Origin of the sequence: Pseudomonas sp. UV AK001, from assembly GCF_046097675.1 — a bacterium.
Taxonomy (GTDB): domain Bacteria; phylum Pseudomonadota; class Gammaproteobacteria; order Pseudomonadales; family Pseudomonadaceae; genus Aquipseudomonas; species Aquipseudomonas kribbensis.
The window spans coordinates 343241-365418 of sequence record NZ_JBJUVZ010000008.1 but is presented as its reverse complement, the minus strand read 5'-3'; the positions used below and the strand labels follow the sequence as shown (position 1 = coordinate 365418).

Annotated in this window: 17 protein-coding genes; 11 read left to right on the top strand and 6 right to left on the bottom strand. The window is 57.2% G+C overall.

Going from position 1 to position 22178, the window contains the following annotated elements; translation table 11 throughout:
* The 6 genes from ACKLNA_RS22275 to ACKLNA_RS22250 all read left to right on the top strand — a co-directional run.
* Positions 1-481, top strand: a 481-nt coding sequence (locus tag ACKLNA_RS22275; protein WP_408987120.1) for a bacteriophage T4 gp5 trimerisation domain-containing protein, incomplete at its 5' end; no start/stop codon positions are given.
* Positions 471-1211 carry a DUF4123 domain-containing protein gene (locus ACKLNA_RS22270; RefSeq protein WP_408987125.1) on the top strand — a complete coding sequence of 247 codons (741 nt, stop codon included), beginning with the start codon at positions 471-473 and terminating at the stop codon, positions 1209-1211. The genes ACKLNA_RS22275 and ACKLNA_RS22270, both read left to right, overlap by 11 nt.
* Entirely contained in the window at positions 1208-6247 is a 5040-nt protein-coding gene (locus tag ACKLNA_RS22265) for an RHS repeat-associated core domain-containing protein (RefSeq protein WP_408987119.1), read from the top strand. Before ACKLNA_RS22270 ends, ACKLNA_RS22265 begins: the two co-directional genes overlap by 4 nt.
* Positions 6244-6714 carry a hypothetical protein gene (locus ACKLNA_RS22260; protein WP_408987118.1) on the top strand — a complete coding sequence of 157 codons (471 nt, stop codon included), beginning with the start codon at positions 6244-6246 and terminating at the stop codon, positions 6712-6714. The genes ACKLNA_RS22265 and ACKLNA_RS22260 overlap by 4 nt, the downstream gene beginning before the upstream one ends.
* A 453-nt stretch (positions 6715-7167) precedes the next feature.
* On the top strand, positions 7168-7536 hold the full coding sequence (locus ACKLNA_RS22255) for a hypothetical protein (RefSeq protein ID WP_408987117.1): 369 nt from the start codon (positions 7168-7170) through the stop codon (positions 7534-7536).
* A 200-nt stretch (positions 7537-7736) separates the two neighbouring features.
* Positions 7737-8762 (top strand): hypothetical protein, encoded by a 1026-nt coding sequence (locus ACKLNA_RS22250; RefSeq protein WP_408987116.1) that lies wholly within the window; start codon positions 7737-7739, stop codon positions 8760-8762.
* Positions 8763-9160: 398 nt separating this feature from the next.
* On the opposite strand, the gene ACKLNA_RS22245 is transcribed toward ACKLNA_RS22250, so the two are convergent.
* Positions 9161-9985: a VanW family protein gene (locus tag ACKLNA_RS22245; protein ID WP_408987124.1), complete on the bottom strand. Its 825-nt coding sequence runs from the start codon at positions 9983-9985 to the stop codon at positions 9161-9163.
* Positions 9986-10228: 243 nt separating this feature from the next.
* On the opposite strand from ACKLNA_RS22245, the gene ACKLNA_RS22240 reads away from it, so the two are divergent.
* Positions 10229-11050 carry a glycosyltransferase family 2 protein gene (locus ACKLNA_RS22240; RefSeq protein ID WP_408987115.1) on the top strand — a complete coding sequence of 274 codons (822 nt, stop codon included), beginning with the start codon at positions 10229-10231 and terminating at the stop codon, positions 11048-11050.
* Between the two features lie 327 nt (positions 11051-11377).
* Here ACKLNA_RS22240 and ACKLNA_RS22235 read toward each other — a convergent pair whose 3' ends face one another.
* The 5 genes from ACKLNA_RS22235 to ACKLNA_RS22215 all read right to left on the bottom strand — a co-directional run bounded on the left by ACKLNA_RS22235 (position 11378) and on the right by ACKLNA_RS22215 (position 17988).
* Positions 11378-11956: a hypothetical protein gene (locus tag ACKLNA_RS22235; RefSeq protein WP_114882173.1), complete on the bottom strand. Its 579-nt coding sequence runs from the start codon at positions 11954-11956 to the stop codon at positions 11378-11380.
* Positions 11957-12061: 105 nt separating this feature from the next.
* Complete coding sequence (locus ACKLNA_RS22230; protein WP_408987114.1) at positions 12062-13129, bottom strand: lipocalin-like domain-containing protein; 1068 nt, start codon at positions 13127-13129, stop codon at positions 12062-12064.
* Complete coding sequence (locus tag ACKLNA_RS22225) at positions 13119-15590, bottom strand: FtsX-like permease family protein (RefSeq protein WP_408987113.1); 2472 nt, start codon at positions 15588-15590, stop codon at positions 13119-13121. Before ACKLNA_RS22225 ends, ACKLNA_RS22230 begins: the two co-directional genes overlap by 11 nt.
* Entirely contained in the window at positions 15587-16240 is a 654-nt protein-coding gene (locus ACKLNA_RS22220) for an ABC transporter ATP-binding protein (RefSeq protein ID WP_408987112.1), read from the bottom strand. Before ACKLNA_RS22220 ends, ACKLNA_RS22225 begins: the two co-directional genes overlap by 4 nt.
* A gap of 50 nt (positions 16241-16290) precedes the next feature.
* Positions 16291-17988, bottom strand: a complete 1698-nt coding sequence (locus ACKLNA_RS22215) for a sulfatase-like hydrolase/transferase (RefSeq protein WP_408987111.1) — start codon at positions 17986-17988, stop codon at positions 16291-16293.
* A gap of 391 nt (positions 17989-18379) precedes the next feature.
* Between ACKLNA_RS22215 and ACKLNA_RS22210 the strand changes: the two genes are divergently transcribed.
* The 4 genes from ACKLNA_RS22210 to ACKLNA_RS22195 are packed head-to-tail and all read left to right on the top strand — an operon-like array spanning position 18380 to position 22178.
* Complete coding sequence (locus ACKLNA_RS22210) at positions 18380-19732, top strand: UDP-glucose/GDP-mannose dehydrogenase family protein (RefSeq protein WP_085712113.1); 1353 nt, start codon at positions 18380-18382, stop codon at positions 19730-19732.
* The gene (locus tag ACKLNA_RS22205; protein ID WP_408987110.1) at positions 19729-20766 is read left to right on the top strand and encodes an NAD-dependent epimerase/dehydratase family protein; all 1038 of its coding nucleotides are present in this window, start codon (positions 19729-19731) and stop codon (positions 20764-20766) included. The genes ACKLNA_RS22210 and ACKLNA_RS22205 overlap by 4 nt, the downstream gene beginning before the upstream one ends.
* 18 nt (positions 20767-20784) lie before the next feature.
* Positions 20785-21531: a sugar transferase gene (locus tag ACKLNA_RS22200; protein ID WP_085712111.1), complete on the top strand. Its 747-nt coding sequence runs from the start codon at positions 20785-20787 to the stop codon at positions 21529-21531.
* On the top strand, positions 21531-22178 hold the full coding sequence (locus tag ACKLNA_RS22195) for a CpsD/CapB family tyrosine-protein kinase (protein WP_085712110.1): 648 nt from the start codon (positions 21531-21533) through the stop codon (positions 22176-22178). The genes ACKLNA_RS22200 and ACKLNA_RS22195 overlap by 1 nt, the downstream gene beginning before the upstream one ends.

The window sequence follows — 22178 nt, the reverse complement described above, 5'->3', positions numbered from 1 at the left end:
CGAACGCCACGACGTCGTGGAAAAGAACAGCTACACGGAATTCAAGGCCGAAGAACACCACACCGTCTACGCAGACCGCAAAGTCGAAGCCCGCGCCAACGACCACCTGACCGTGGGCGTGAACCAGCACATCAAGATCGGCACCGGGCAATTCATCGACGCGGGGCAGGAAATTCACCTGAGCAGCGGGATGAAGGTGGTGCTGGAAGCCGGGGCCGAACTGACGCTGGTCGGTGGCGGCAGCTTCATCAAGATCGATGGCGGCGGCGTGACCATGAGCGGGCCGGCGATCAACATCAACTCCGGCGGTGGGCCGGGAAGCGGGACGGGTGCGGCGCCGTTGATGCCGGGCGTGCTGAAACAGGCGGATGCCGATAAGGCGGGGGCTGTGCTGACGCCGGCGCAGATCAATACCCTCAAGCGTAATGCGCCGTTCTGTGAAGAGTGTGAGAAGTGTAAGGCAGGTGCCTGTGCCATCTAATCGACTGACACCCAAGGATTGGCTGGCACAACAGCCGTTGCAAAAAGACGAACGCCTGTATCTGATCGTCAGTGCTGCCAGTGATGCAGAGCCACTCAAGCCCTTTTATCAGCATGATACGGCTCCGCAACTTCTACCTATCTGGAGCGGAACACCGTACGCCGATTGGAAACCGGTGATGCCGTACCTCGCAGAAATCACCCCGAACGCTGGATTTTTGTCGTGGATCGCTGAAACCGACGCATTGGATTGGGGGTGGCTCGCCGTGTCTACCTGCGATCCAGACCTGGTAATGGAGCATTTACGTGGCCTCACCCAAGTACGTATGCCAGATGCCACGGAAGTATTTTTTCGATTTTGGGATGGTCGGCATATCTACCCGATCATAGAGGCCCTTGGCCCTGCTACCGGCGAAGTTTTACCGGTATTCGAGCGATATTTGATCAATGGCAAAAGCGTTGAAGTGGGCCGAAGGGCAGTGCCGCCTGCGAAAGAGTGGCCTTGGTGGGAAGTGCCTCAAACGCTGTTGGATCTCCTCGCGAAAAAGGATCACACCACAGTCGTCGAGAACCTGATGCAGTGGCTATCAGAGGATTGTCCGGAGCTGTTCTTCGAGTTTCCCGTAGCCAACCTGCGTAGAAAGGTTGAGCGCTTCGTACGCCAAAATCCAAATACAGAAGAAATGGCAGAGCGTCTTGCTGCTGAGCTGACAAAGGAAGTCACGTCATGAATACCCCGATTGGTACATTGGTCCTGCGTGTGCTGGACGCCAAAACGCCTGACGTGAGCCTGATTCTCAAAGACTTCAAAAACTGCCTGAGCGATTACAAGGAATGGGCTGACGGTTTCTGGACAGGCTGGGCACTGGATGTCGACCAGACCTTCAAGGTCGGCAATGAAGTCAGCGTCACGAAACGCAAGACCAAAACCGGTGCCGTGGAAACCTATGCGACTTGCCCGTTGGTAGGTGATTTCACGCTGATCCATATGTTCGAGTCAGCGCGATTCGTCCCTATCGGCAACACTCCAGTAAAACTGGAGCCAGTGACCAAAGGAACCTTCTACGACGACGTTACGGGACCGGTCATCGAAACCATGATCGGCCCAAGCGGCATCAAGGTGGTTGAAGGCTGCAAGAAGGGTCAGACCTATCGCATCACATTCTTTCCGAATGTCTCGCAGAGCGATGTCAAAGCGCTCTATGACTCCTATCAAGGTGTTATCGGCAAGCTTGAAGGTTGGCTGCAAAGCGAATGGTCGAGCAAGTTTCAGCCGCAATGGGCGAGCTACTCGGCGGCAGATCGTGCCGGGCGTTCGGTCATTTTGCTTAAACGGGCACTGGATGGTTTTGAGAAAGCTCTTCTTCGCCTATGGGACGACATCAAAAGCCTGTTCGAGCTGCTCGCTAATCCGCGAAAAAACTACGCAAAACTCAAAAAGTATCTGTCGGACATCGAAATCGACAAGCTCTATGCCGCGTCGAAAGAGTCCATCGCCTCAGGGTTGCTGATCCTCAGCGACGAGCCGCTGATGTACATCTATGTTTCGGCGATTGTGGCGTGGGTCGGCATGCTTCCGCCGCAGGTCATCGTCGACGTTATGATGGCGATTGCTTCGGAGTTTCTGATCAACGTACTGGTAGGCATCTGCCTGACAGGGGGTGCCGGACTGGCTGTAAGAGCAGGGACAAAAGTCCTGTCCACCGTCAAATCGGGAGAAGCAGTCAAATACCTGGAAGATCTTGCCTCCACTCTGATGACGCTCAGCAACAAACACGCCCTGCCCGCTCACGCGGAAGTGTCGAAGCCAATCATCGCCAGCGCTAAAAATGTGCCGATGAAGCCCGCAAAAACCGCAGCGTTGAAGATAGATGAAGCCGCCACTGAAGCGCCCAAGCCTAAACCCCAGCCACCGCAGGCCGCACCGAAAAGCCAGGTAGCGGAGCAACCAGCCAAAGGCCCGCTGCCGAAAACTTCAGATACACCGAAACAAGAGGTCAAGGACGCCTCCTCATTTCCACGGGACAAAAAGCAGAAACAAACCTCGCTTCAGCCAAAGGAAAAGATCGACGACGCTCCTGATCAGTCCAAGACACCTGACGACAAAAGCGCTACCTGTGCCAAGAAAACCTGCACCAATGGCTGCCCGGTTTCAATGGTGACGGGTGAAGAACTGTTGACTATTACCGACGGCGAACTCGGCGGTTTGCTGCCATTCACCTGGACGCGTCTCTATCGCACCAGTGCGGCGGAAATGGATTGCGGCCTCGGCTTTGGCTGGAGCCATGCCCTCGCCCAACGGGTGGAGATCAATGGCGATGAAGTCGTATGGACCGACCACGAAAACCGTGTCACGACTTTTCCTATGCCGAGCGAGCAGCGTCCGGCAATCACCAACAGCCTTTCGGAAGCCGCGATCTTCATCGGCAACGACCCTTCCGAACTTATCCTCACACAGGCTGGCGAACGTCCGCAGTTCTATCACTTCCGCTTCAACACCAAAGGCGCGACGCTGATCGCCATCAGCGACAACTACGACAATCGCCTGCACATAACCCGTGACATCCACGGTCGAATCAAGCGCGTGGATAACGGGGCCGGTCGAGCACTTCTGGTTCGGTACGACCGCAAACACATTGTCTCCATCGACTATCAGCAATTCGTCCCGGCAGACAATCTGGAAGATGCATGGAGCACCGTCCAGACGCTGGTCACCTACACATACGATGCTCAACAACGCCTGATCAAAGCCACGAACGCTGCCGGTGAATCCGAGCGTTACACCTACAACGAACAGAACGTCATTCTCGAGCGGCAACTCGCCGGTGGCGCCAGCTTCTACTGGGAATGGGAAAAGGAAGGCAAGTCAGCGCGTTGCATCCATCACTGGGCCAGCTTTTCGCAGATGGACGCGCACTACGCCTGGGATGACAAAGGTAGTGTCACTGTTACCAACGCCGATGGCAGTGAAGAGGTCTACACCCACGACGACAAGGCTCGACTCGTCGCCAAGGTCGATCCGGATGGCGCGGAACACCTGAAAGCTTACGACGATCAAGGCCGGTTGATCGCCGAAAAGGATCCACTGGGTGCGGTCACTGAATACCAATACAACGAGGCCGGTCGCCTGGTCGCGGTCATCCCGCCGGAAGACATGCCGACCTCCTACGAGTACTACCACGGCTACGTCCGTGTGGTTAACCGTGGTCCGGCCAAATGGATCTACTGGCGCAACGACCAGGGCGATATCACCGAACAAATTGATCCAGATGGAAACTCGACGCACTACAGCTACGATCGTCAGGGACGCTTGCTGGAAATCAGACACCCTGATGGCAGCCGTCATCAACTGGGCTGGAATAACCTCGGCCAGTTGCTGGAGGAGCGCCTGCCCGACGGCGGTCAACGCAAATATCGCTACGACGCGCTCGGTCGGCAGATCACACGTCAGGCTGAAACCGGTGCAATCACCCACTACCAGTGGGATGCTGCAAACCGTCTGGCACAGATCACCCTGCCCGGTGGTGCCACCCGCGCGTTTACCTACAACCCGTACGGTCGCGTCACGGCTGAACGCGACGAACTGGGCCGCATAACCCGTTACGAGTATGCCGATAACCTGCACCTGGTCAGCCGTCGAATCAACCCGGACGGCAGTCAACTGCGTTATCGCTATGACAACGCACGCCTGCTGCTCACCGACATCGAAAACGAACGCGGCGAACACTATCAGCTGGATTACTACTCGAACGGGCTGATTCAGCAGGAAACCGGTTTCGACGGACGCCGCACTGCCTACGAGTATGACCTCAACGGCAAGCTGCTGAAGAAAACCGAATTCGGTGACGACGGCAACGAACTGGTCACCGAGTACCAGCGCGATGCCGCTGGCCGACTGCTGGTGAAGACCCTGCCCGACGGCGAGGAAATTCACTACAGCTACGACGCACTTGGCCGTCTGGTCAACGTGGACGATGGTCATTGGCCGCTTGCTTATGAATATGATGTGCAGGATCGGCTGATCACCGAGCATCAGGGCTGGGGCACCACGCGTTACGAATACGACAGCGTCGGACAGCTCAATCACTGCCGCCTGCCGGATGGCAGCACACTCGATTATCGCCACCAACCCGGTGGGCATCTGAGCAGCATCGACCTCAACGGCACACGTCTGACTTCCCACCAGTTCAGCGCCGGTCGTGAACAGCAACGCCAGCAAGGTTTGCTGCTCAGCCAATACCAATACGATGAGCAAGGTCGCCTGCAAGCGCACAGCGTCAGTCAACGCGACAAAAACCTTTTCCAGCGTCGCTACAACTATGATGCCAACGGCAACCTCGCCGGCATCGACGACAGCCGTAAAGGCAATCGCAGCTACCATTACGATCCGCTGGATCGCCTGATCAACGTACGTGGCGCAACACCCGAAAGCTTCGCCCATGACCCGGCGGGTAACCTGCTCGGTCAGACCGACATGCCTGTTGCCAACCTGGCCAACGTCAAAGGCAACCGCCTGCTGATGCAGGGCGACCGCCACTACGACTACGACGCCTACGGCAACCTGATCCGCGAGCGGCGCGGCGCTAACCAGAAACTCGTCACTGAATACCGGTATGACTGCCAACATCGTCTGATCGGCGTAAGCCTGCCGGGAGGCAGTACGGCGTCGTACAAATACGATGCCTTCGGCCGCCGCATCGAAAAGACCGTCGACAGCCATACCACCGAATTCCTGTGGCAAGGCGAACGTCTGATCGCCGAAAGCGCCGACAACCGCTATCGCACTTACATCTACGAACCCGGCAGCTTCCGCCCCTTGGCGATGCTCGACGGCGAGGGTCCTCTAAAGGCCACGCCGTTCTACTATCAACTCGACCACCTCGGCACACCGCAGGAACTCACCGACTACAGCGGCGAGATCATGTGGTCGGCTAAATACCGTGCCTATGGCAACCTTGCGGCACTGGATGTCAGCGAAATCGACAACCCGCTGCGCTTTCAGGGTCAGTACTTCGACGCCGAGACGGGGTTACATTACAACCGGCACCGCTACTACAATCCGAACACAGCGCGGTATCTGACGCCGGATCCGATCAAGCTTGCGGGTGGGTTGAATAACTACCAATACGTACCGAACCCTACGGGTTGGGTCGATCCACTGGGACTGAGTACGACCTGTCCTGGCCCTGATTGCAAGCTACCGACGAACTCAGCCAACGCCACCAAGCCTGACCATTTGCCGATGAGTCAGGAAAAGTTCGATGAAATAATTGATATGAATAAGGCTGATCGGCCACCGAATCCTGGTGACTATCTTCCTGAGAACTACATTAATGCTCATCGAGAGCTCTTCGCAAAAGAGGGAGGATCCTTCGTGGTAATCGAAAGTTGGATCACCGGCTCCAGCTACCCAACCTTTCCTCAACGGAAATTTGTGGGCCTATCTTCTGAGATGGAAGAAGTCGTTGCCAAATACAGAGCTGCAGGTAACGACTGGAGAGTTTTAAATAAAGAGCTGAACCTTGGTGCGAAGACTCTCGAAGGTGAAGGCATCTATATTGTTAAAATAAAGCCGGATGACCCTCGTTTTAAATATGAAATGCCAAATGGTAAGGAAAATGGTGCCTACCCTAACGAATGGGTTCCTGGTGGTGCAACGAAAAGCGGTACAAAAGAAGCCGCTCTGATCGGCTCTGAGAATGTCACTCACAACAGTGACATTGGAACGCTGCTGAAAAATTTTGACGATTGGGAAAAGCTTCAATGAAAACTTCATTTGAAACCGCCTTGGAACAACATGAAATTTCCGAATTTTTCAAAGGCGAAGGGATTTATTTCGCTAGAGGTTCCGACTGGGGCGACCATCTACATATCAGTAACTGGCAGGAAATGTGCAGTGTATTGAAAACGCAAAAAGCTGCGCAAAGTCTTTTGACGAAGATATTTGAAGACTATGCGAAATACTTAAAAGAGAACTATGAAGATGCGGCGAGCCTGCTCTCAAACATAACCGCATATTACATCCTGAAAAATAAAATACATTTTCTATCGGCGGAAGGTTACGACCTGATCGCAAGCCTTGACGACAAGACAAAAAACAATATTGGAAACCTGTTCCGATACTTGAGAAAGGTGTATGACAAAAAAAACGAAAACTCATCCAAGTATTCTTTTGAGCAAGAGATTCAAAGACTGAAAAACAATGATTGCAACATAGATATTGAGAATCTTTAGTCGATTCCTGAATCTGAATTAAGTAGCGCAGGACAGAGTTACTCGGCAGCTCAAATTACTCCACTTGAGGCAATGTGGAAAGGGTCCGCTTTTTTGTAACCAAAGGGGACAAATTTATTTTTTCGTCAAAGACAATAAGAAAATAAATCTGTCTCCTTTTCTCCTTGTAGCTGACGCCAACTCCGTTATTCGAAACGGGACGTTTACACCTGAGTTAAACGATTACGTCGCAATCCCTGGAGGGATTGGAAGTGCAAAAGGTTTGCTCGTTGGTGTCGATAGGGCTACTGGAGAAATTACTACAATGCACCTCAAACCCATTTCATTCTTTGAAAATAAAGCTCCGAGTTTAGGGTGGAAAGCACAACCGAAGTCGGTAAAAACAGACACGATCGGTGCTGACCATCAGGTCGGATGGAAGTCTCCTTACGGATTAAAGACAGAGCAATAGACATGTTAATAAAGGACATCAGTTGGATATCCAAAGACTCGGCTGAGGCGGAAGTTGAGATCAGTGACGGAAACTTTACCTGCATTGCCTTTTCTCAGCGATGCAGTGCGAATATTGGAGAAACCATAAATGAGCCACTGCATGTTTTCTCGTTAAAAGATGCAATGATCTGTGAAACCGAGTCGGCAGTAGGGATCTGGAACACAGAGAAACCTGGGCTATCTCGAAAAGTAATTGCCAGAGTAATAAATGCATCAGAGCATCTTGTGGCCGTGGGTGGAATAAAACTATTAATCGATGACTACTTACCCGGCGGCATAAATACTGGCGACCTAATCGAGTTCAAATACGGCCGAATTGATCTCTGGTAAACAATCCAAAGGGGAACCAGTCCAGTCAAAGGGGACCAGTCAAAAGGGACAGACTTATTTTTCGGATCTATTTTTCGTTGAAAAAATAAACCTTGGACCTGTCCCCTTTCACCTCTTTTCATCCTGAAAAGAAAATCCGTTTTATCTCACACAAAACCAACCTCTCAATCTGATTTACACCCCACACAAAGGACTGTCTCTTGCCACACCTAACACGCTCACTAACTCTCATCCTCGCCTTGACTCTGTCCCTGAACGCAACCGCCCTGTCACTGCACTCAGAAAAACGTCCCGACGGCACCGTTGCGTTGTTGCTGACAAATGATCCCGCAGCGCCCACTCCTCCAACACTGAATCAGGATCCGGCAATTCGAACTTCGCTGGTTGCTTTTTTTGGCTATGCGACCGGTAGCTACACAAACGACAACACCATGATCGTGCAGCAGGTGCTTGAATCCCTCGATTCAGAAGTTTCGACTTTTGAAGAAGGGGTACCCGCCGGGAAAAAGATGATTACAGCCATGAATGACCGTAATAACGGTATCGAACGGGCTGCCTTGTTGCTGGATGAAAAGGGCCAATTGGTAGCCGTCGGGTTGGTAAACGGACACTGCACAGTAAAGTCCCGAGAAGAGTCGTTGAGCTGTAATGACCTAACGGACACTGTGCTGACTATCTTCCAGCCGAAAGGCGCGAACAAAGATGATGCTGCGTCTCTTGTTACCTGGAGTAAACAACTGCCGCCCATGCAAGCCATCCTTGCCGAGAGCGACAATCCTGAAACACGCGCTAATGTGCAGAAGATTGCGACTGTCGAATACGTTCCCACAGATCCGAAAAAGGCGGCGTGGAGCGCTTCACAGCTTCCTTCCGACTTTCCGAAATTCATGCTTCCGTTGCTTCCCGAGCAAGCTTATTTGATCGGTGCTGGAGCACACGGAGAATTCACAACGCCCGGCATGGTCGGCGCCCCTATGGATGGCGACTGGGATGAAATGGCCGGCCGGCCACGACATGAGTTCGAGGTCATTCTGCGGACCTACACCGAGTACGCAAACGTGCTGGAATTTTACAAACAACATGCCAAAGATGCCGAGATCAGCGGCACCGAGAGAAAAGCACTTGTTGAGGGGTATATCGGTGGCGGGACCTACAAAATCGAGATCAACAATCGAAAAGAAGAGGGAACCGTGATCACCCTTTCCGCCTGGAAACAGGAAGTCTGATGAACAACAAGGGGCGACTTCAATCGCCCCTTGTTGCTAGCCAACAAATAAAGAAACCAGATTAATTTTCGTAAAACACAAACCTTAAACCGGTCCTCCCCCCACCTTTTTTTATTATTAGGACAAGCAACAATGTTAACCGACCTACAGGCCCGAGCGTCACTGAAGGGGTTGATCGAAAAACACCTCAGCAAAAAACAACCTGATTTCGATCACCTGATCGATCTTATTCAAGATCATTCCCGACAGGTCCCGATCAGAGGTGTGTTTGAGGATATTCGAAGCTCGAATAACGCTCAGTACACACAACAAGAACTAGAACTGATCGTGGACCTTTTATATATGTATGGATAAGCCGATTAAATATCGATAATCAAGCCATATGACCTCAACAACGATTATCCCTGTTGGCCCTGAATTATCCCTTCCCCCACCTCATACTTAACCACCACCCGATTCCCATACAACCTCTCCCTCTCCACCAACGCCCCCACCTGCCCCTTCTCCCTCACCTCCCGCCAAATCTCATTCTCCCGAAACACCTGCTCCCCCTCCCGCACAAACCGATGCCCTAACTCAAACACGTGATACCGAAACTCCCGCTCCCGATCACAAAGCAACTCTCCCTCCAGTTGCGTCTCCCCCACCTTCAACTTCAGCTGAAAGCTGCGATCCGTCGGGTTGTGCAGTACCAGGTCGATGTAGTTGTAGAAGATCGCCGCGCCGGAGCCGAATGGCAGGACGCGGCCGTCGTCCGGGAAGGGGTCGAAGCTGTGGTTGGCGCGTTCGATGACGACCAGGGGTGAGTGAATGGCCATCCAGTGGATGAGGTTGCTGAGTTGGCAGATGCCGCCGCCGATGCCGGTGCGGGCCTGGCCGAAGGACAGTTCCATGCCTTCGACGTAGCCGCGTTTGCGGGTCGGGCGGCCAACGAGGCGGCAGAAGGAGAAATACTCGCCGGGGGCGATGGTGACGCCGTCGATGGCGGCGACGGCGAGTTTGAGGTTGATGACCTTGTTGTGTTGCAGCGCCAGATCGGAGTCGCCGAGTTTGCGGATCAGTTTTGAGGTGTGTTTGAGGTAGCGATACGGCAAGCGCTCAGGCGTCGCGGCAGGCCGTGCGTAGCGTTTGCTCGAGCAGTGCCAGGCGATGTGGCGGAACAGTCTTTTTTGCCACACGCGCAGCCAGTAGAGGGCCGGGTGGTAGAGGGAAAGTGGTTTCATCCGTGGCGAACGGCGCGGGCCGTTGTCTTCCTTGATCTGAAAAGGGCGGCGCATCTTACCGTGGAATATCGCCGTGTGCGCTGCTCGCGCAGGCGTCGCAAGCCGTTACAAGTCGGCCGACGCCGAGCGTTTCGAAATTAAGTTTGAACTAAGGTTGCGTCCCTACCATCCGGGCCACGAAGCAGCGGTTCTGTGTGCTGATTTCCGTCAGCAGAACCCTTCAACTTGAAGTGAGCCCAGACCATGAGTGCGATCGATTCCACCTCGAAACAACTGCCCGCCTTCAGTCTTGTATTGGTCAATTACAAGACGCCGGAAATAACCCGGATGTGCCTGGAGTTTCTTCAGGAATACGTCAAGGAACAGCAGATTCCGGTGTGGGTGGTGGACAACGATTCTGCCGACGAAAGCCTGGCTTACTTGCGCTCTCTGGACTGGATCAACTTGATCGAGCGCCCTTCCCCTTGCAAAGAAGCCGGGCATATTGCTCACGGCAAGGCACTCGATCTGGCACTTGCAAAGGTTGAAACCGATTACCTCTTTTTACTGCACACCGATACTTTCGTATTCGACAGCACTGTCTTTTCAATGATGATGAAAGAGTGCATGCAATCTTTGGATACAGCAGCCGTCGGTTGTGTCGAACAGCTGGACCGGGGTGTTTTAAGAGACACCTGGCGCTTGTCTTCGCGTTATTTCAAACACTATTTCCGGCGGGCGAAACTGCAGTTTGGCCTGCGCTCCCGGGAACCAAAACCTTACCGGGAGACCCACCTGAAAAGCTTCTGCACTTTGTGGAATGCACGGTTGATCAAGGCCCATGGCCTGCATTTTTCGCTGGATGACCGGGTCCCGGGATACACGCTGCAGGATCGATTAAGCAGCCTTGGCTACGGCATCAGATTCCTTTCGCCGCGGACGATCTTCCGCTACCTGGATCACATCCAGGCCGGCACTGTGGCGGCTGCCGGTGGCTACGGGAAAAACCACCGCCGCACCACCATGTATCAGCAAACACTCAAGCGTATTCAGATGCAGCAAGGCATGCGGCCGGCGAAATCCTGAACACAATAAAAAGGGCGACTTCACAGTCGCCCTTTTTTTATCCGAATTCTTTAGTCCTCTCTCCGGAGGAGGTGTCCGCCCAGTGTAATGGCCTGGCAATCCATGCACCGGTAAAGAGCCCTGACACTGGGCGAACGGGAAGGATTTTAATGGAAGTTGGCGGATATGTCGTGCTAATTGAGGATGAAATTTATGTACTAAAACGTTAACGGATATTGATCACCGATATTTCCCGAGAAACTTTCAGATTTATCGGATCCGATCATTTTATATGACTGTTCTCATACAACTACTTGTACAAGAACAGTCACGCTGTAGAGTTAATACTCAGCTTTCATGTTCACTGGTCACTTTTAATACATCGGTGTAAGTGACCACGACACTCTGCCCGATTTTCAGATCTTTGAGTTTGGCTTGGATTTCAGGCTTTTCGACATTGAGGGTTTTCGACTGGCCCGAAGGGTTTTCCAGGGTCACCTGGTTTTTCTTCAAATCAATTTTGGTGATTTTCAGTTGCACCTGAATCTGGCGGAATGCCTCGCCGCCAGGGTTGCTGCTGCCCACGGCGTTGCGCAGCTCGCCGGTACGCTCGGTGGAGCCAGGCAGACCTTTATCCACGTCGGTGTCCAGGAAGGCCGCCACGGAACGGGTGACTTGAATGTCGACCTTGTCGCCAACCTTGAGGTTGGCGAGGTTTTTCGCCTTGTCGCTGAGCTGGACATGCACTTGGCGACCTTCTTCGCCTTCAAGGACAACCTGATGATTGGCCGGATCAACCGCCAGCACTTTGGTGGTGACCTGATCCTTCTCGACAGTCGCCGACAAAGGAATATCGGCCGCGAACGCCGTGGAGGCAGACAGGACAGTGGCGAGTGCAATGGCGTGCGACAGTGATTGAAGCTTCATAAGCGGTACGTTCCCTGTGATGGATGGCAGCACACGGCGCATTCGGCGCCGTGCGTGCCAAGGAGCACAGACGCTGATCCGCCGTCGCTCTTGGCACAGGGTGAATCAGTACCCGGTCATCTCCAGATACCCTCGCCCGCCCTGACTGCCGCTCAACCGCACCGGGCCTTCCCAGTAGGGAATGCGCAGCCCCATCCAGGCGTCGGGATTGATTGCATCGAGGGTGATCTGCAGGTTCTTTTCCGGAATCCCGATCGACCAGCGCACCGGCATCGAACGACCCGCAACCTTCGCAGTGTCCTGCGGCGTCAGTTTGATCTGGTCAGAGTGCAGCGTTTCTGTCTGGCCATCGGCGTCAATCCAGGTACCGGTGAGGTACGGCGCGCCCTCCTTCTGGCGCATGCGGTAGAGCATGACGTGTGCGCCGTCATCAAGGTGCAGGGAGAACCAGTCCCAACCGGTCTGGTTGGCGGTCAGGGGCTGGCTGCTCCATTCCCGGTCGAGCCAGGCCGGGCCGTTGACGGTGTAGGTCTTGCCGTCGATTTGCAGGGTGCCGCTGGCCTGAAAAAACGGCTGGCTGTAGTAATACGACGCCTGGCCCTGTTCGGACTTCTGACTGAAGCCGTGATCACCTTGCAGCACCAGCGGACGGCTGGACGTCAGGCGTAGTTGATAGCTGAAGTTTTTGTCCTTTGCGCTGAGCTGCATATCGCCCAGCGGATCGCTCGCCTGACTGACAAAGCGCCAGTCGTCGATCCACGCCTCGAAAGGCACCGCACTCACCCCCGCCTGCCCGACGCCGCCACGGGCATACCGCTCGGCGGCGTGATGGACATTGGCCGAGGTCACCGCCGCATGACCAAGCCAGATCGTTTGATTGGCCCACCCCGGTTGCTCCGGCGAAGCATTCAACGCGCTACGGAACAACGTCCACTGCACGCCGAAATCATTGCCCTGAGTATCCTTGAGGTTGGCGGTCACGTACCACCACTCGATACGAAAACCGTCATGGGCGCCATGATCCGCCGGAAAGCTGAACACCCGCCCCGGCACCACCGGCGTGAAGGCCTGTGCCTGAGCGCCCATTCCGGCGAAGCCCTTCTGTTCCGGCGCCGGGTTGTCGCAGCCGCTGAGCATCAGCGCCAGAAACACCACGACGAAGCTAGTCCTCATGGGCAAACGTCCTCAACAAGTCCGCCGGTTGCGTGCGGTACAGCGAATACAGCGGCCACGCCGAGGCCAGCAAGGTCGCCAGCAGCGCCAACCCGGTCAACTGCAGCAACTGCCACGGAAACACCCGCAACGGCAGACTCCAGCCAAAAGCCTGAACGTTGATCACCGCATCCAGACACCACGCCAGCCCGATGCCCAACGGCAACGCCAGCACCAGCGTCAGCACCGCCAGCAGCCAGGTCTGACCGAGATTGAGCAGCATCAGTTGCCGCCGCGTCACGCCCAGGGCCCACAGCGGCGCCAGTTGGCCGAGGCGACTCTGGCTCTGGGTCAGCAGACTGATGAACAACGCCACCCCGGCGACGGCCAGCGTCAGGCTGTTGAGCGCGGCCGTCGCGGCGAAGGTTCGCTCAAAGACTTGCACCGACCAACCCTTGAGCCGCGCCTGATCGACGATGCGGCTGTCGTCGAGCTGGAAGCGTGCCTGCAAGGCGCTGAGCAATGCCGGAATCTTTGCCGGCTCGATCCGCAGGTTGAAGCGATTCGGCGTCAACTGCGGCCAACTGCGCAGCAGATGATTGCTGTTGACCAGCACATGCCCCTTGGGATTGCCGTAGTCGGCGTAGATCCCGACGATGCGCGGCGACCACGACAGGCCCGGCGTTGGAATCGTCAGATGATCCCCCGGCCGCACTTTGAGCCGGCGCGCGAGTTGCTCGCTGAGCATCACTGCGTCGTCCGTGGCCAGCAACGCCCACGGGTCGTTGCCCCGGGCTTCGAGCAGCGGCCAGTGCTGGCGATAGTGCGGATGGTCGATGATGCCGAACACCTCCGTCGGCCAGCCTTGCAGCGTCACCGAAACCTGCCAGTTGGGCAGGATCGCCGTGACACTCGACTGTTGCTTGAGCCAGCTGTACAGCTCGCGGGCCTGGGCCGGATTGCTCGGGTTCAGATACAGCTCGGCAGTAAGACGTTGTTCCAGCCAGTCATTGAAAGTCTGACGGAAACCGGCGGTCATGCTGCCGGCGCCGATGTTGGCCGCCATCGCCAGCAGCAATGCCATTAACGCCAGACTCAGTGCCGGCAGTTGCTGTCGGCAGTCGGCGAGAAACCACTGCCCCAGCACCGAACGGCTGCGCCCGAGCAAACCGTTCAACAGCGCACTGAGCACCACCGGTAGTGCCAGCGCCGCGCCGAGCAACAACCCGGCCATCAACACAAATCCGCTGGCCAGACTGTCACCCAACACCAACGCGATCAACGCAATCGCCGCAAACACCCCTGCCACCCAGCCCTGCCGGCGCAACCAGCGCGCATGTTGTTCGTGCCAGGCCTGCGGATCGGCCACCGCCAGCAACGGCAGCCGCGCCGCCCTCAGCAGACTGTTTGCCCCGGCCAGCAACGCACCGAGCAGGCTCAGGCCGATACCGCTGAACCACCACCAGGGACTCAGGCGCAACTGCCCCGCCACTTCCGCGCCGTACAACCCGCGCAGGCTGGCAGCGACATCCGGCAGCAGCACACTGGCCAGCCAGTAGCCGCTGACAACACCGAACAGTCCGCCGATCAGCGCCAGCGCACCGAGTTCGACGATCAGGCTAGCGATCAGCATTCGCGCGCTGACACCGCAGGCGCGCAACGTGCGCAGCAGTCCGCGACGCTGTTCCAGTGCCAGACCAATGGCGGCATGCACGATGAACAGGCCGACGACAAACGAAAGAAACCCAAGCGCATCGAGGTTGAGGTGAAAACTCTCGGTCAGCCGCGCCAGATTGTTTTCTTCGCCGCTGCTCTTGAGCTGCAACTGGCCTTTGAACGCCGCCGGCACGTCGGCGTGAAAATCCTTGGGCAACAGCAGCCGCGACAGTTGATCGGGTTGTTCGAGCACACGTTGAGCGACACCGATGTCCACCAGCAGCACGCCGGGCGCCATGTCCTTTTGCGCTCGCAGCGGCGGCAACGTCTGACCGGTTTCGGTTTGCGGTGTCGCGCCCTCGGTCAGATTCAACGCTTGCAAGGTGTCGGGGGAAATCCAGGTGCTGCCCGGCGGGCTGAAGAATTCGACGATGCGCTCGATCGGCATCGCCTGCCCCGCTACCGCGCTGTCGGCCGGCAGCGACACCGGCTCGATGCCCATCAATTGCAGGCGCTGGGATTCATGGCCCTTGAGGATCAAACGGCCCTGCAACACCGGCGATACCGGCCAGCCCTGACGGCGCAGATCGACAAACCACTGCTGGGAAAACGTCGCGCCATTCGGCGTGCTCAGGCTGGCCTGGGGTTCGCCGCCGATCATCTGGCTGGCGCGGGCGTAACTGTCCCGCGCCTGACTGTTGAGCGCTTCGACACCGGTCAACAGGCTGGTGGCCAGCCATAACCCGGTGAGCACGCTGAAAAACTGCACCGGGTGTCGCCGCCAGTGACTGAGCAAGGCGATCAGCGTTTGTCGGAAAACCCTCACGTCAGACGACCGCTGGACAACACCACCCGCTCCGCCAGTCGCGCGGCCACACGCTGACTGTGGGTGACCATCAGCAACGTGGTCGGCGTGTCGTCGAGCAATTCCAGCAACAGGCGCAGCACCTCGTCGCTGGTCGCTTCGTCGAGGCTGCCGGTGGGTTCGTCGGCCAGCAACAATTTGGGCCGCGACGCCAGCGCCCTGCCGAGCGCAACCCGCTGCTGCTGGCCGCCAGAGAGTTGTTCGGGATAACGCTTGAGCAGATCGCCCAACCCCAGACGCTGCACCAGATGATTCTGCCAGCGCGGGTCATGACGCCCGGCCAATCGCGCTTGAAACGCCAGGTTGTCTTCGATGCGCAGGCTGCCGATCAGGTTGTACTGCTGGAACACCAGACCGATTTCCGTGCGGCGCCAGTTGGCCAGTTGCGCTTCGCTCATTTCGTCGAGTCGATGTTCGCCGCTGCGGATGCTGCCGCTGTCGACTTTATCCAGCCCGGCGATCAGGTGCAGCAGCGTGCTTTTACCGCTGCCCGACTCGCCCATCAGCGCCAGACTGCTGCCGGGCTTGAGCATCAGGTCGATGCCTTGCAGCACAGGCAACGGGCCTTGCGGGGTGAGGTAGCTCTTGAAGACGTTTTGAACCTGCAGCATGCCGCCATCCGATCGTTGCGTGTGGGGCAAGGATAGCGGATCGCGATGGGTTACTGCCCCACCGCAACACTGGTCGGCGCCTCCCCCGGCGTGACGATGCTGTTCAGGTCGATGTGCTTCCACTCGGGCTTGGCCCCCAGCCGCGCATTGAAGCGGTAGTTGAAGGTGAAGTCGTCCGTCGTCGGCACGCTCAGCGGTTTGCCGTAGACCGACTCGATCCCCGGCAGGTCATAGCCCATTAACTGCAGCAGGGTCGGGAAGATGTTGTAGTGACTGGAGCGATCCTTGTTCGCCGCCAGTTGGGCCGACCAGTCGAGGGTGTGCAACTGATCGCCCTGGATCACCACCAGCGGCACCAGTCCTTCTTCTTCCACCGGGTCTCCGCCGCAATGGGTGTTGAGCCCTGGGTTGCCACGCTCGTGCAGGTCCTGTCCGTGGTCCGAGGTGTAGATCAGCAGCGCATTGTTCAGGTTGGCCTGGGCAAACACCCGAGAGAAAAATTCGCCGACATTCCACAGCACGGTGTTCTTGTAGGCGTTGCGGTACAGCACCCAGTCATCCGGCTGGCCGTTGAAGCCGTCGCGCTTGCCGGTGTCGGCGATTTCGGTGAACTGGCCGCGCGGCAAGGTCGGGCGGTAGGCCATGAAGGCGTCCGGGTATTTGTCGTGCACCGGGAAATGCGCGCCGACCTTGTTGATCACCACCAGCTCGGGCTTGTCGTCGTTGAGCAGCTCGATCAGCTTGGCAGCGGCGGCCATGTCGCGGTCGCGGACGCTGGTCTGGTCGAATTGCACGAATTCGTCGATGTCCTTTTTCTCGGTGTCGGTCATCAGGTTCTGCAGGTTGCCGCCGGTGCGCTGGGCGTCGATGTACACGGTGCGCAGGCCGGCCTTTTTCGCGTACTGCCAGATCGACGGCAGCGTGCTGTTGATGCGCATGTAATCGGCGCGGGTGCCGCCGTAACGCAGGGTGACGTTGGTGTCGGCGCTGCAATTGGCGATGGACGCCGCATAGCCGTAATTGAAGATCTCGACACCCGGATGCGCCTGTTTGAGGTTGCTGTGCACGCCGAACGGCGCGTTGATATCCAGATAATTGCCGGAAATGCTTTCGTCGATGATCAGCACGATGTCGTGGCTCACTGCCGGGCCGTTGCGCGCCAGGGTCACCGGCTCACGGGGGCCGACGGTATTGTGCAGCGCCTCGTAGCCAAACAGATTGAGGTAGGCCAAAGGCGTGTACATGATCGGCAATCCGCGCGCGCCCTCTCCGGCCCGCACGAACAGCACGGCGCTGAGCAGCAGCACCCCCAGCACCGGCGCCGCAACTCGCAGCGCATTGGGAACCGGAATCGAATGACGCGGCCGCAGGCCGATGCCGATCAACAGCAAAAGTCCGTTGAGCACCCCGTGAGCGATCGCGTCCCGGTACTGGTACGCCGCTTCCTGGATGAAACCGCCGGAATACACCAGCGAGACAAAACTGCTGTACGTCAGGTAATCGGCAGTGACCCGTGTATAGACATCAAAGAACACCGCCGAAATAAACATCGCCAATGCGAACAAGTGCCGAATGAAAGTCTGCCTTATATACGCCGTTAGTAGTAATGCGAAAGTCAGCGCCAAAAACATCGCGCCAAAAAGCAGTACTGCCGGACCGATACCCATGGCGTTTAAACGTTCAAGGTAATAATCGGAATAAAGCAATAGATAAATAACTAAAAGCAGTTCTTTCAAATATCGAAACATGGCGGTTCCGGGGCGCTGCCGACGGGGCACGGTCAATGAATTGTCGGTCAATTTCTGACACTAGCACCGCGCTATCAAAGCGCAAGAATTGTCGGACTTTTGCCAAAAGCGTCAAAAAAACATTGACTCATTACTGACACACCCAAGTCTCTACAGCCCTTGAATTTTGCGGCCTACGACCGTTTATCGTTTTCTTTGAATTGTGAAAAACATGTCAAGGACGGGACAAATCCAGATGCAGCAAGTACTTGATGGCTAATAGCCCCCAAAAACGGGGGTGTTATACACATGCAACATGTCATTTTGCTGACACGCTTTCCCCACCCTGCGCTATACCCCTTTTGACAGTTCCAATTCGATCTTCCTCCACCGTCTTACGAGGCACGCCAATATGGACGTGAGCGTATTTGGTACGGGCTATGTTGGCCTGATACAAGCTGCGGCACTTGCCGATGTCGGACATCGAGTACTGTGTGTCGATATAGATCCAAACAAGATTAAACAACTGCAACAGGCAGTTCCGCCTATCAGTGAACCGGGTCTGTCGGCAACTTTGGAAGAAAACATCAAGGCCGGGCGTTTGCTGTTCACCACCCAGGCCAGCGATGCCGTTGAACACGCCGAACTGATCTTCATCGCCGTGGGCACCCCGGCCGACGAAGACGGTTCCGCCGACCTCAGCCACGTGCTCAACGTGGCACGGCAGATCGCAAGTTTCATGGAGGCCGATCGCACCCTGATCATCAAGTCCACCGTGCCGGTCGGCACGGCGGATCAGGTACTCGACACCGCCAACAACGAATTGCGCCGACGCGGCAAAAGCGGCCTGAACGTGCGGATCGTGTCCAACCCGGAATTCCTCAAGGAGGGCAGCGCCCTCGCCGACTGCATGCGCCCGGACCGGATCATCGTCGGCACCCTGGACCCCGAGGCCCGGGAACAGTTGAGCGAACTCTACGCGCCGTTCTGCCGCAACCACGAAAAACTGATGTTCATGGACAACCGCAGCGCCGAGCTGACCAAGTACGCGGCCAACGCGATGCTCGCCACCCGCATCAGCTTCATGAACGAACTGGCCAACCTCACCGAACTGCTGGGCGCCGACATCGAAGCCGTGCGCAAGGGCATCGGCTCCGACCCGCGCATCGGCTATCACTTCATCTACCCCGGCTGCGGCTTCGGTGGCTCGTGCTTTCCCAAGGATCTGCGCGCCCTGCTGCACACCGCCGAACACAATGGCATGCCGCTGAAACTGCTGCGTAGCGTCACCGATGTCAACGATACGCAGCGGCACATCCTGTTCAGCAAATTGAAGGCGCAGTTCCCCCAAGGCCTGGCCGGCAAGTCCATTGCCGTCTGGGGCCTGGCGTTCAAACCGAACACCGATGACATGCGCGAAGCCCCCAGCCGTTATCTGATGGATGCCCTGTGGGCCGAAGGCGCCAGCGTGCAGGCCTACGATCCCGAAGCCATGTCCGAGTGCCGGCGCATTTACGGTTACCGCGATGACCTGCACCTGTGCGCCACCCGCGACGACACCCTGGAAGACGCCGATGCGCTGGTGATCTGCACCGAGTGGAAGAACTTCCGCGTGGTGGACTTCGAACTGCTGGCCGACAAGCTGCGCTCGAAGGTGATCATCGACGGGCGCAACCTCTACAACCCGGAACAAGTGGCGGCCGCCGGCCTGCACTACAGCGGCATCGGTCTGCGCCATATCGCGCCTGACGGGTTGCGGTCATGAAAATCCTCGTCACCGGTGCGGCCGGGTTCATTGGCGCTCATTGCGTGTTGCGATTGATGCGCGACGGGCATCAGGTCATCGGCCTGGACAATTTCAACGCCTATTACGACCCGCAGCTCAAGCATGACCGCGTGCGCTGGGTACGCGGCCAGGTCGGCGATTTCCAGATTGCCAGAGTCGATCTGGCCGACGCCGCCGCCGTCGATGCGCTGTTTGTCCGCGAGTGCCCGCAAGTGGTGATCCACCTGGCGGCGCAGGCCGGGGTGCGTTATTCGCTGGAAAATCCACAGGCGTATCTGAACAGCAATCTGAGTGGTTTCCTGAACATTCTGGAAAGCTGCCGGCACCACCCGGTCGAGCATCTGATCTATGCCTCGTCGAGTTCGGTATACGGCGCCAACCAGCACACACCGTACACGGTGCATGACGACGTCAATCACCCGTTGTCGCTGTACGCCGCGACCAAAAAAGCCAATGAGCTGATGGCTCACAGCTACAGCTATCTGTTCGGCATTCCTTGCACCGGACTGCGCTTTTTCACGGTGTACGGCCCCTGGGGCCGGCCGGACATGTCGCCGATCCAGTTCGCCCGGGCCATCACAGAAGGCCTGCCGCTGAAGCTGTTCAATTACGGCCTGCACCAGCGCGATTTCACCTACATCGACGACATCGTCGAAAGCATCGCCCGCCTGACGACGCACCCGCCGCATACCCATCCGGAATGGGACCGCGAGCACCCCGACGCGGGCAGCAGCATGGCGCCGTGGTGCCTGTTCAACATCGGCGGCCACCATCCGGTGGAGCTGAAAACCTACCTGGCCCTGATGGAAAAACACCTCGGTCAGAAAGCCATAGTCGAGCTGCTGCCCCTGCAACCGGGCGACGTGCTCAACACCTGTGCCGACACCAACGATCTGGCCCAGGCCACCGGATTCCAGCCCCGGATAGAGCTGGATGAAGGCCTCGGGCGTTTCATCGCCTGGTATCGCGATTACTACCCGACTGCCTGTCGCCCACGCGCCGTTCGCGGCTGAACACCAGCGGAGGACTCCATGACTGGACATGAGAAAGGTGTACCGATCCAACATCTGGTTCGTGACAAACGCATGGATCCGGAACATCGAATGCGCCTCGACGCGGCCATCCACCGCCAGGGGCAAGGCTGGGTGACCGGACGCGAGGGTGGCCGCCCCTGGCAGCTGTCGCGCACCAACCGGGTACTGGCCTGCTTCGGTGCGCTGGTCATTCTGGTGATGATTTCGCCGCTGCTGATCGGTCTGGCACTCGCCATCAAGTTCACCAGCAAAGGCCCGGTGATGTTCGTGCAGAAACGCACCGGCTATCGCGGCCGCAAGTTCGGCATGTACAAATTTCGCACCATGGTCGCCAACGCCGAAGAACTGAAAGAGTCGCTGCGCCACCTAAACAAACACGGTGCCGACGCCATCGACTTCAAGATCGACCAGGACCCGCGCATCACCCGGATCGGCGGTTTCCTGCGGCGCACCAGCCTCGACGAACTACCCAACCTGATCAATGTGGTGACCGGCGACATGCGCCTGGTCGGGCCTCGCCCGACCTCGTTCAACGCCTACCGCTACAAGGACAAGCACCTCGCCCGTCTGGCGATCTACCCCGGCATGACCGGCCTGTGGCAGATCTCCGGGCGCAGCAATATCGACTTCGACCAGCGCGTTGAGTTGGACCTCAGCTACATCGCCGAGCAGAGCCTGTTGCTTGATTTGAAGATCCTGTTGAAAACCCCTTTCAAAGTATTCAGCGGCCACGGAGCAAGCTAATGGACGGTTCAACCAACAAAAGCCTGAGCATTGCCAGCCCCAGCGAGTCGAACCTGACGTCGACCGTGCTGGACCTGGATCTGCGGATCCTGTTCCTGACCGCCGCCAACCCCGGCGCCGGCACCACCACCAGCGCCCTGGCCATGGCCAGTCAACTGGCACAGATGAGCAGCGGACTGGTGCTGTACGTCGATGCCAGCCAGTCGGCGAACAACCTCACCCAGCAACTGAACCTGGGCAAGGAGCGCGGTCTGCGCGACCTGCTGTTCAACCCGGACAACCCGCCGCTGTTGCAGGACTGCGTGGTGCAGGTGTCGAGCCTGCCCTTCCACGTACTGCCCAACGGTCGGCCGATCCGCACCATGGACATGCTCACCGCCGAGCGCCTGAGCCCGTTGCTCGACCAGTTGGGCAGCCAGTACCGCTTCGTGGTGATCGACGGCGATGCCGTGTACTCCGCCGCCGACACCCTGGTGCTCAGCACCCAGGCCGACGGCGTGGTGTTCGTGGTCCGTGCCGAGGACACCCGCTGGGAAGTCGCCCAGGCCGCGGTGCAACGGCTGACCCAGGCCGGGGCGAAAGTGGTCGGTAGCGTGTTCAACCGGCGCAAGTACTACATGCCCAAATGGCTGTACAAAAACCTGTAA

Coding starts and splice junctions, on each gene's coding strand:
- ACKLNA_RS22245 (WP_408987124.1), bottom strand. CDS start 9,985: ATGAAACCACTTTCCCTCTACCACCCGGCCCTCTACTGGCTGCGCGTG.
- ACKLNA_RS22205 (WP_408987110.1), top strand. CDS start 19,729: ATGAAAATCCTCGTCACCGGTGCGGCCGGGTTCATTGGCGCTCATTGC.
- ACKLNA_RS22265 (WP_408987119.1), top strand. CDS start 1,208: ATGAATACCCCGATTGGTACATTGGTCCTGCGTGTGCTGGACGCCAAA.
- ACKLNA_RS22240 (WP_408987115.1), top strand. CDS start 10,229: ATGAGTGCGATCGATTCCACCTCGAAACAACTGCCCGCCTTCAGTCTT.
- ACKLNA_RS22195 (WP_085712110.1), top strand. CDS start 21,531: ATGGACGGTTCAACCAACAAAAGCCTGAGCATTGCCAGCCCCAGCGAG.
- ACKLNA_RS22220 (WP_408987112.1), bottom strand. CDS start 16,240: ATGCTGCAGGTTCAAAACGTCTTCAAGAGCTACCTCACCCCGCAAGGC.
- ACKLNA_RS22230 (WP_408987114.1), bottom strand. CDS start 13,129: ATGAGGACTAGCTTCGTCGTGGTGTTTCTGGCGCTGATGCTCAGCGGC.
- ACKLNA_RS22215 (WP_408987111.1), bottom strand. CDS start 17,988: ATGTTTCGATATTTGAAAGAACTGCTTTTAGTTATTTATCTATTGCTT.
- ACKLNA_RS22255 (WP_408987117.1), top strand. CDS start 7,168: ATGTTAATAAAGGACATCAGTTGGATATCCAAAGACTCGGCTGAGGCG.
- ACKLNA_RS22210 (WP_085712113.1), top strand. CDS start 18,380: ATGGACGTGAGCGTATTTGGTACGGGCTATGTTGGCCTGATACAAGCT.
- ACKLNA_RS22235 (WP_114882173.1), bottom strand. CDS start 11,956: ATGAAGCTTCAATCACTGTCGCACGCCATTGCACTCGCCACTGTCCTG.
- ACKLNA_RS22260 (WP_408987118.1), top strand. CDS start 6,244: ATGAAAACTTCATTTGAAACCGCCTTGGAACAACATGAAATTTCCGAA.
- ACKLNA_RS22200 (WP_085712111.1), top strand. CDS start 20,785: ATGACTGGACATGAGAAAGGTGTACCGATCCAACATCTGGTTCGTGAC.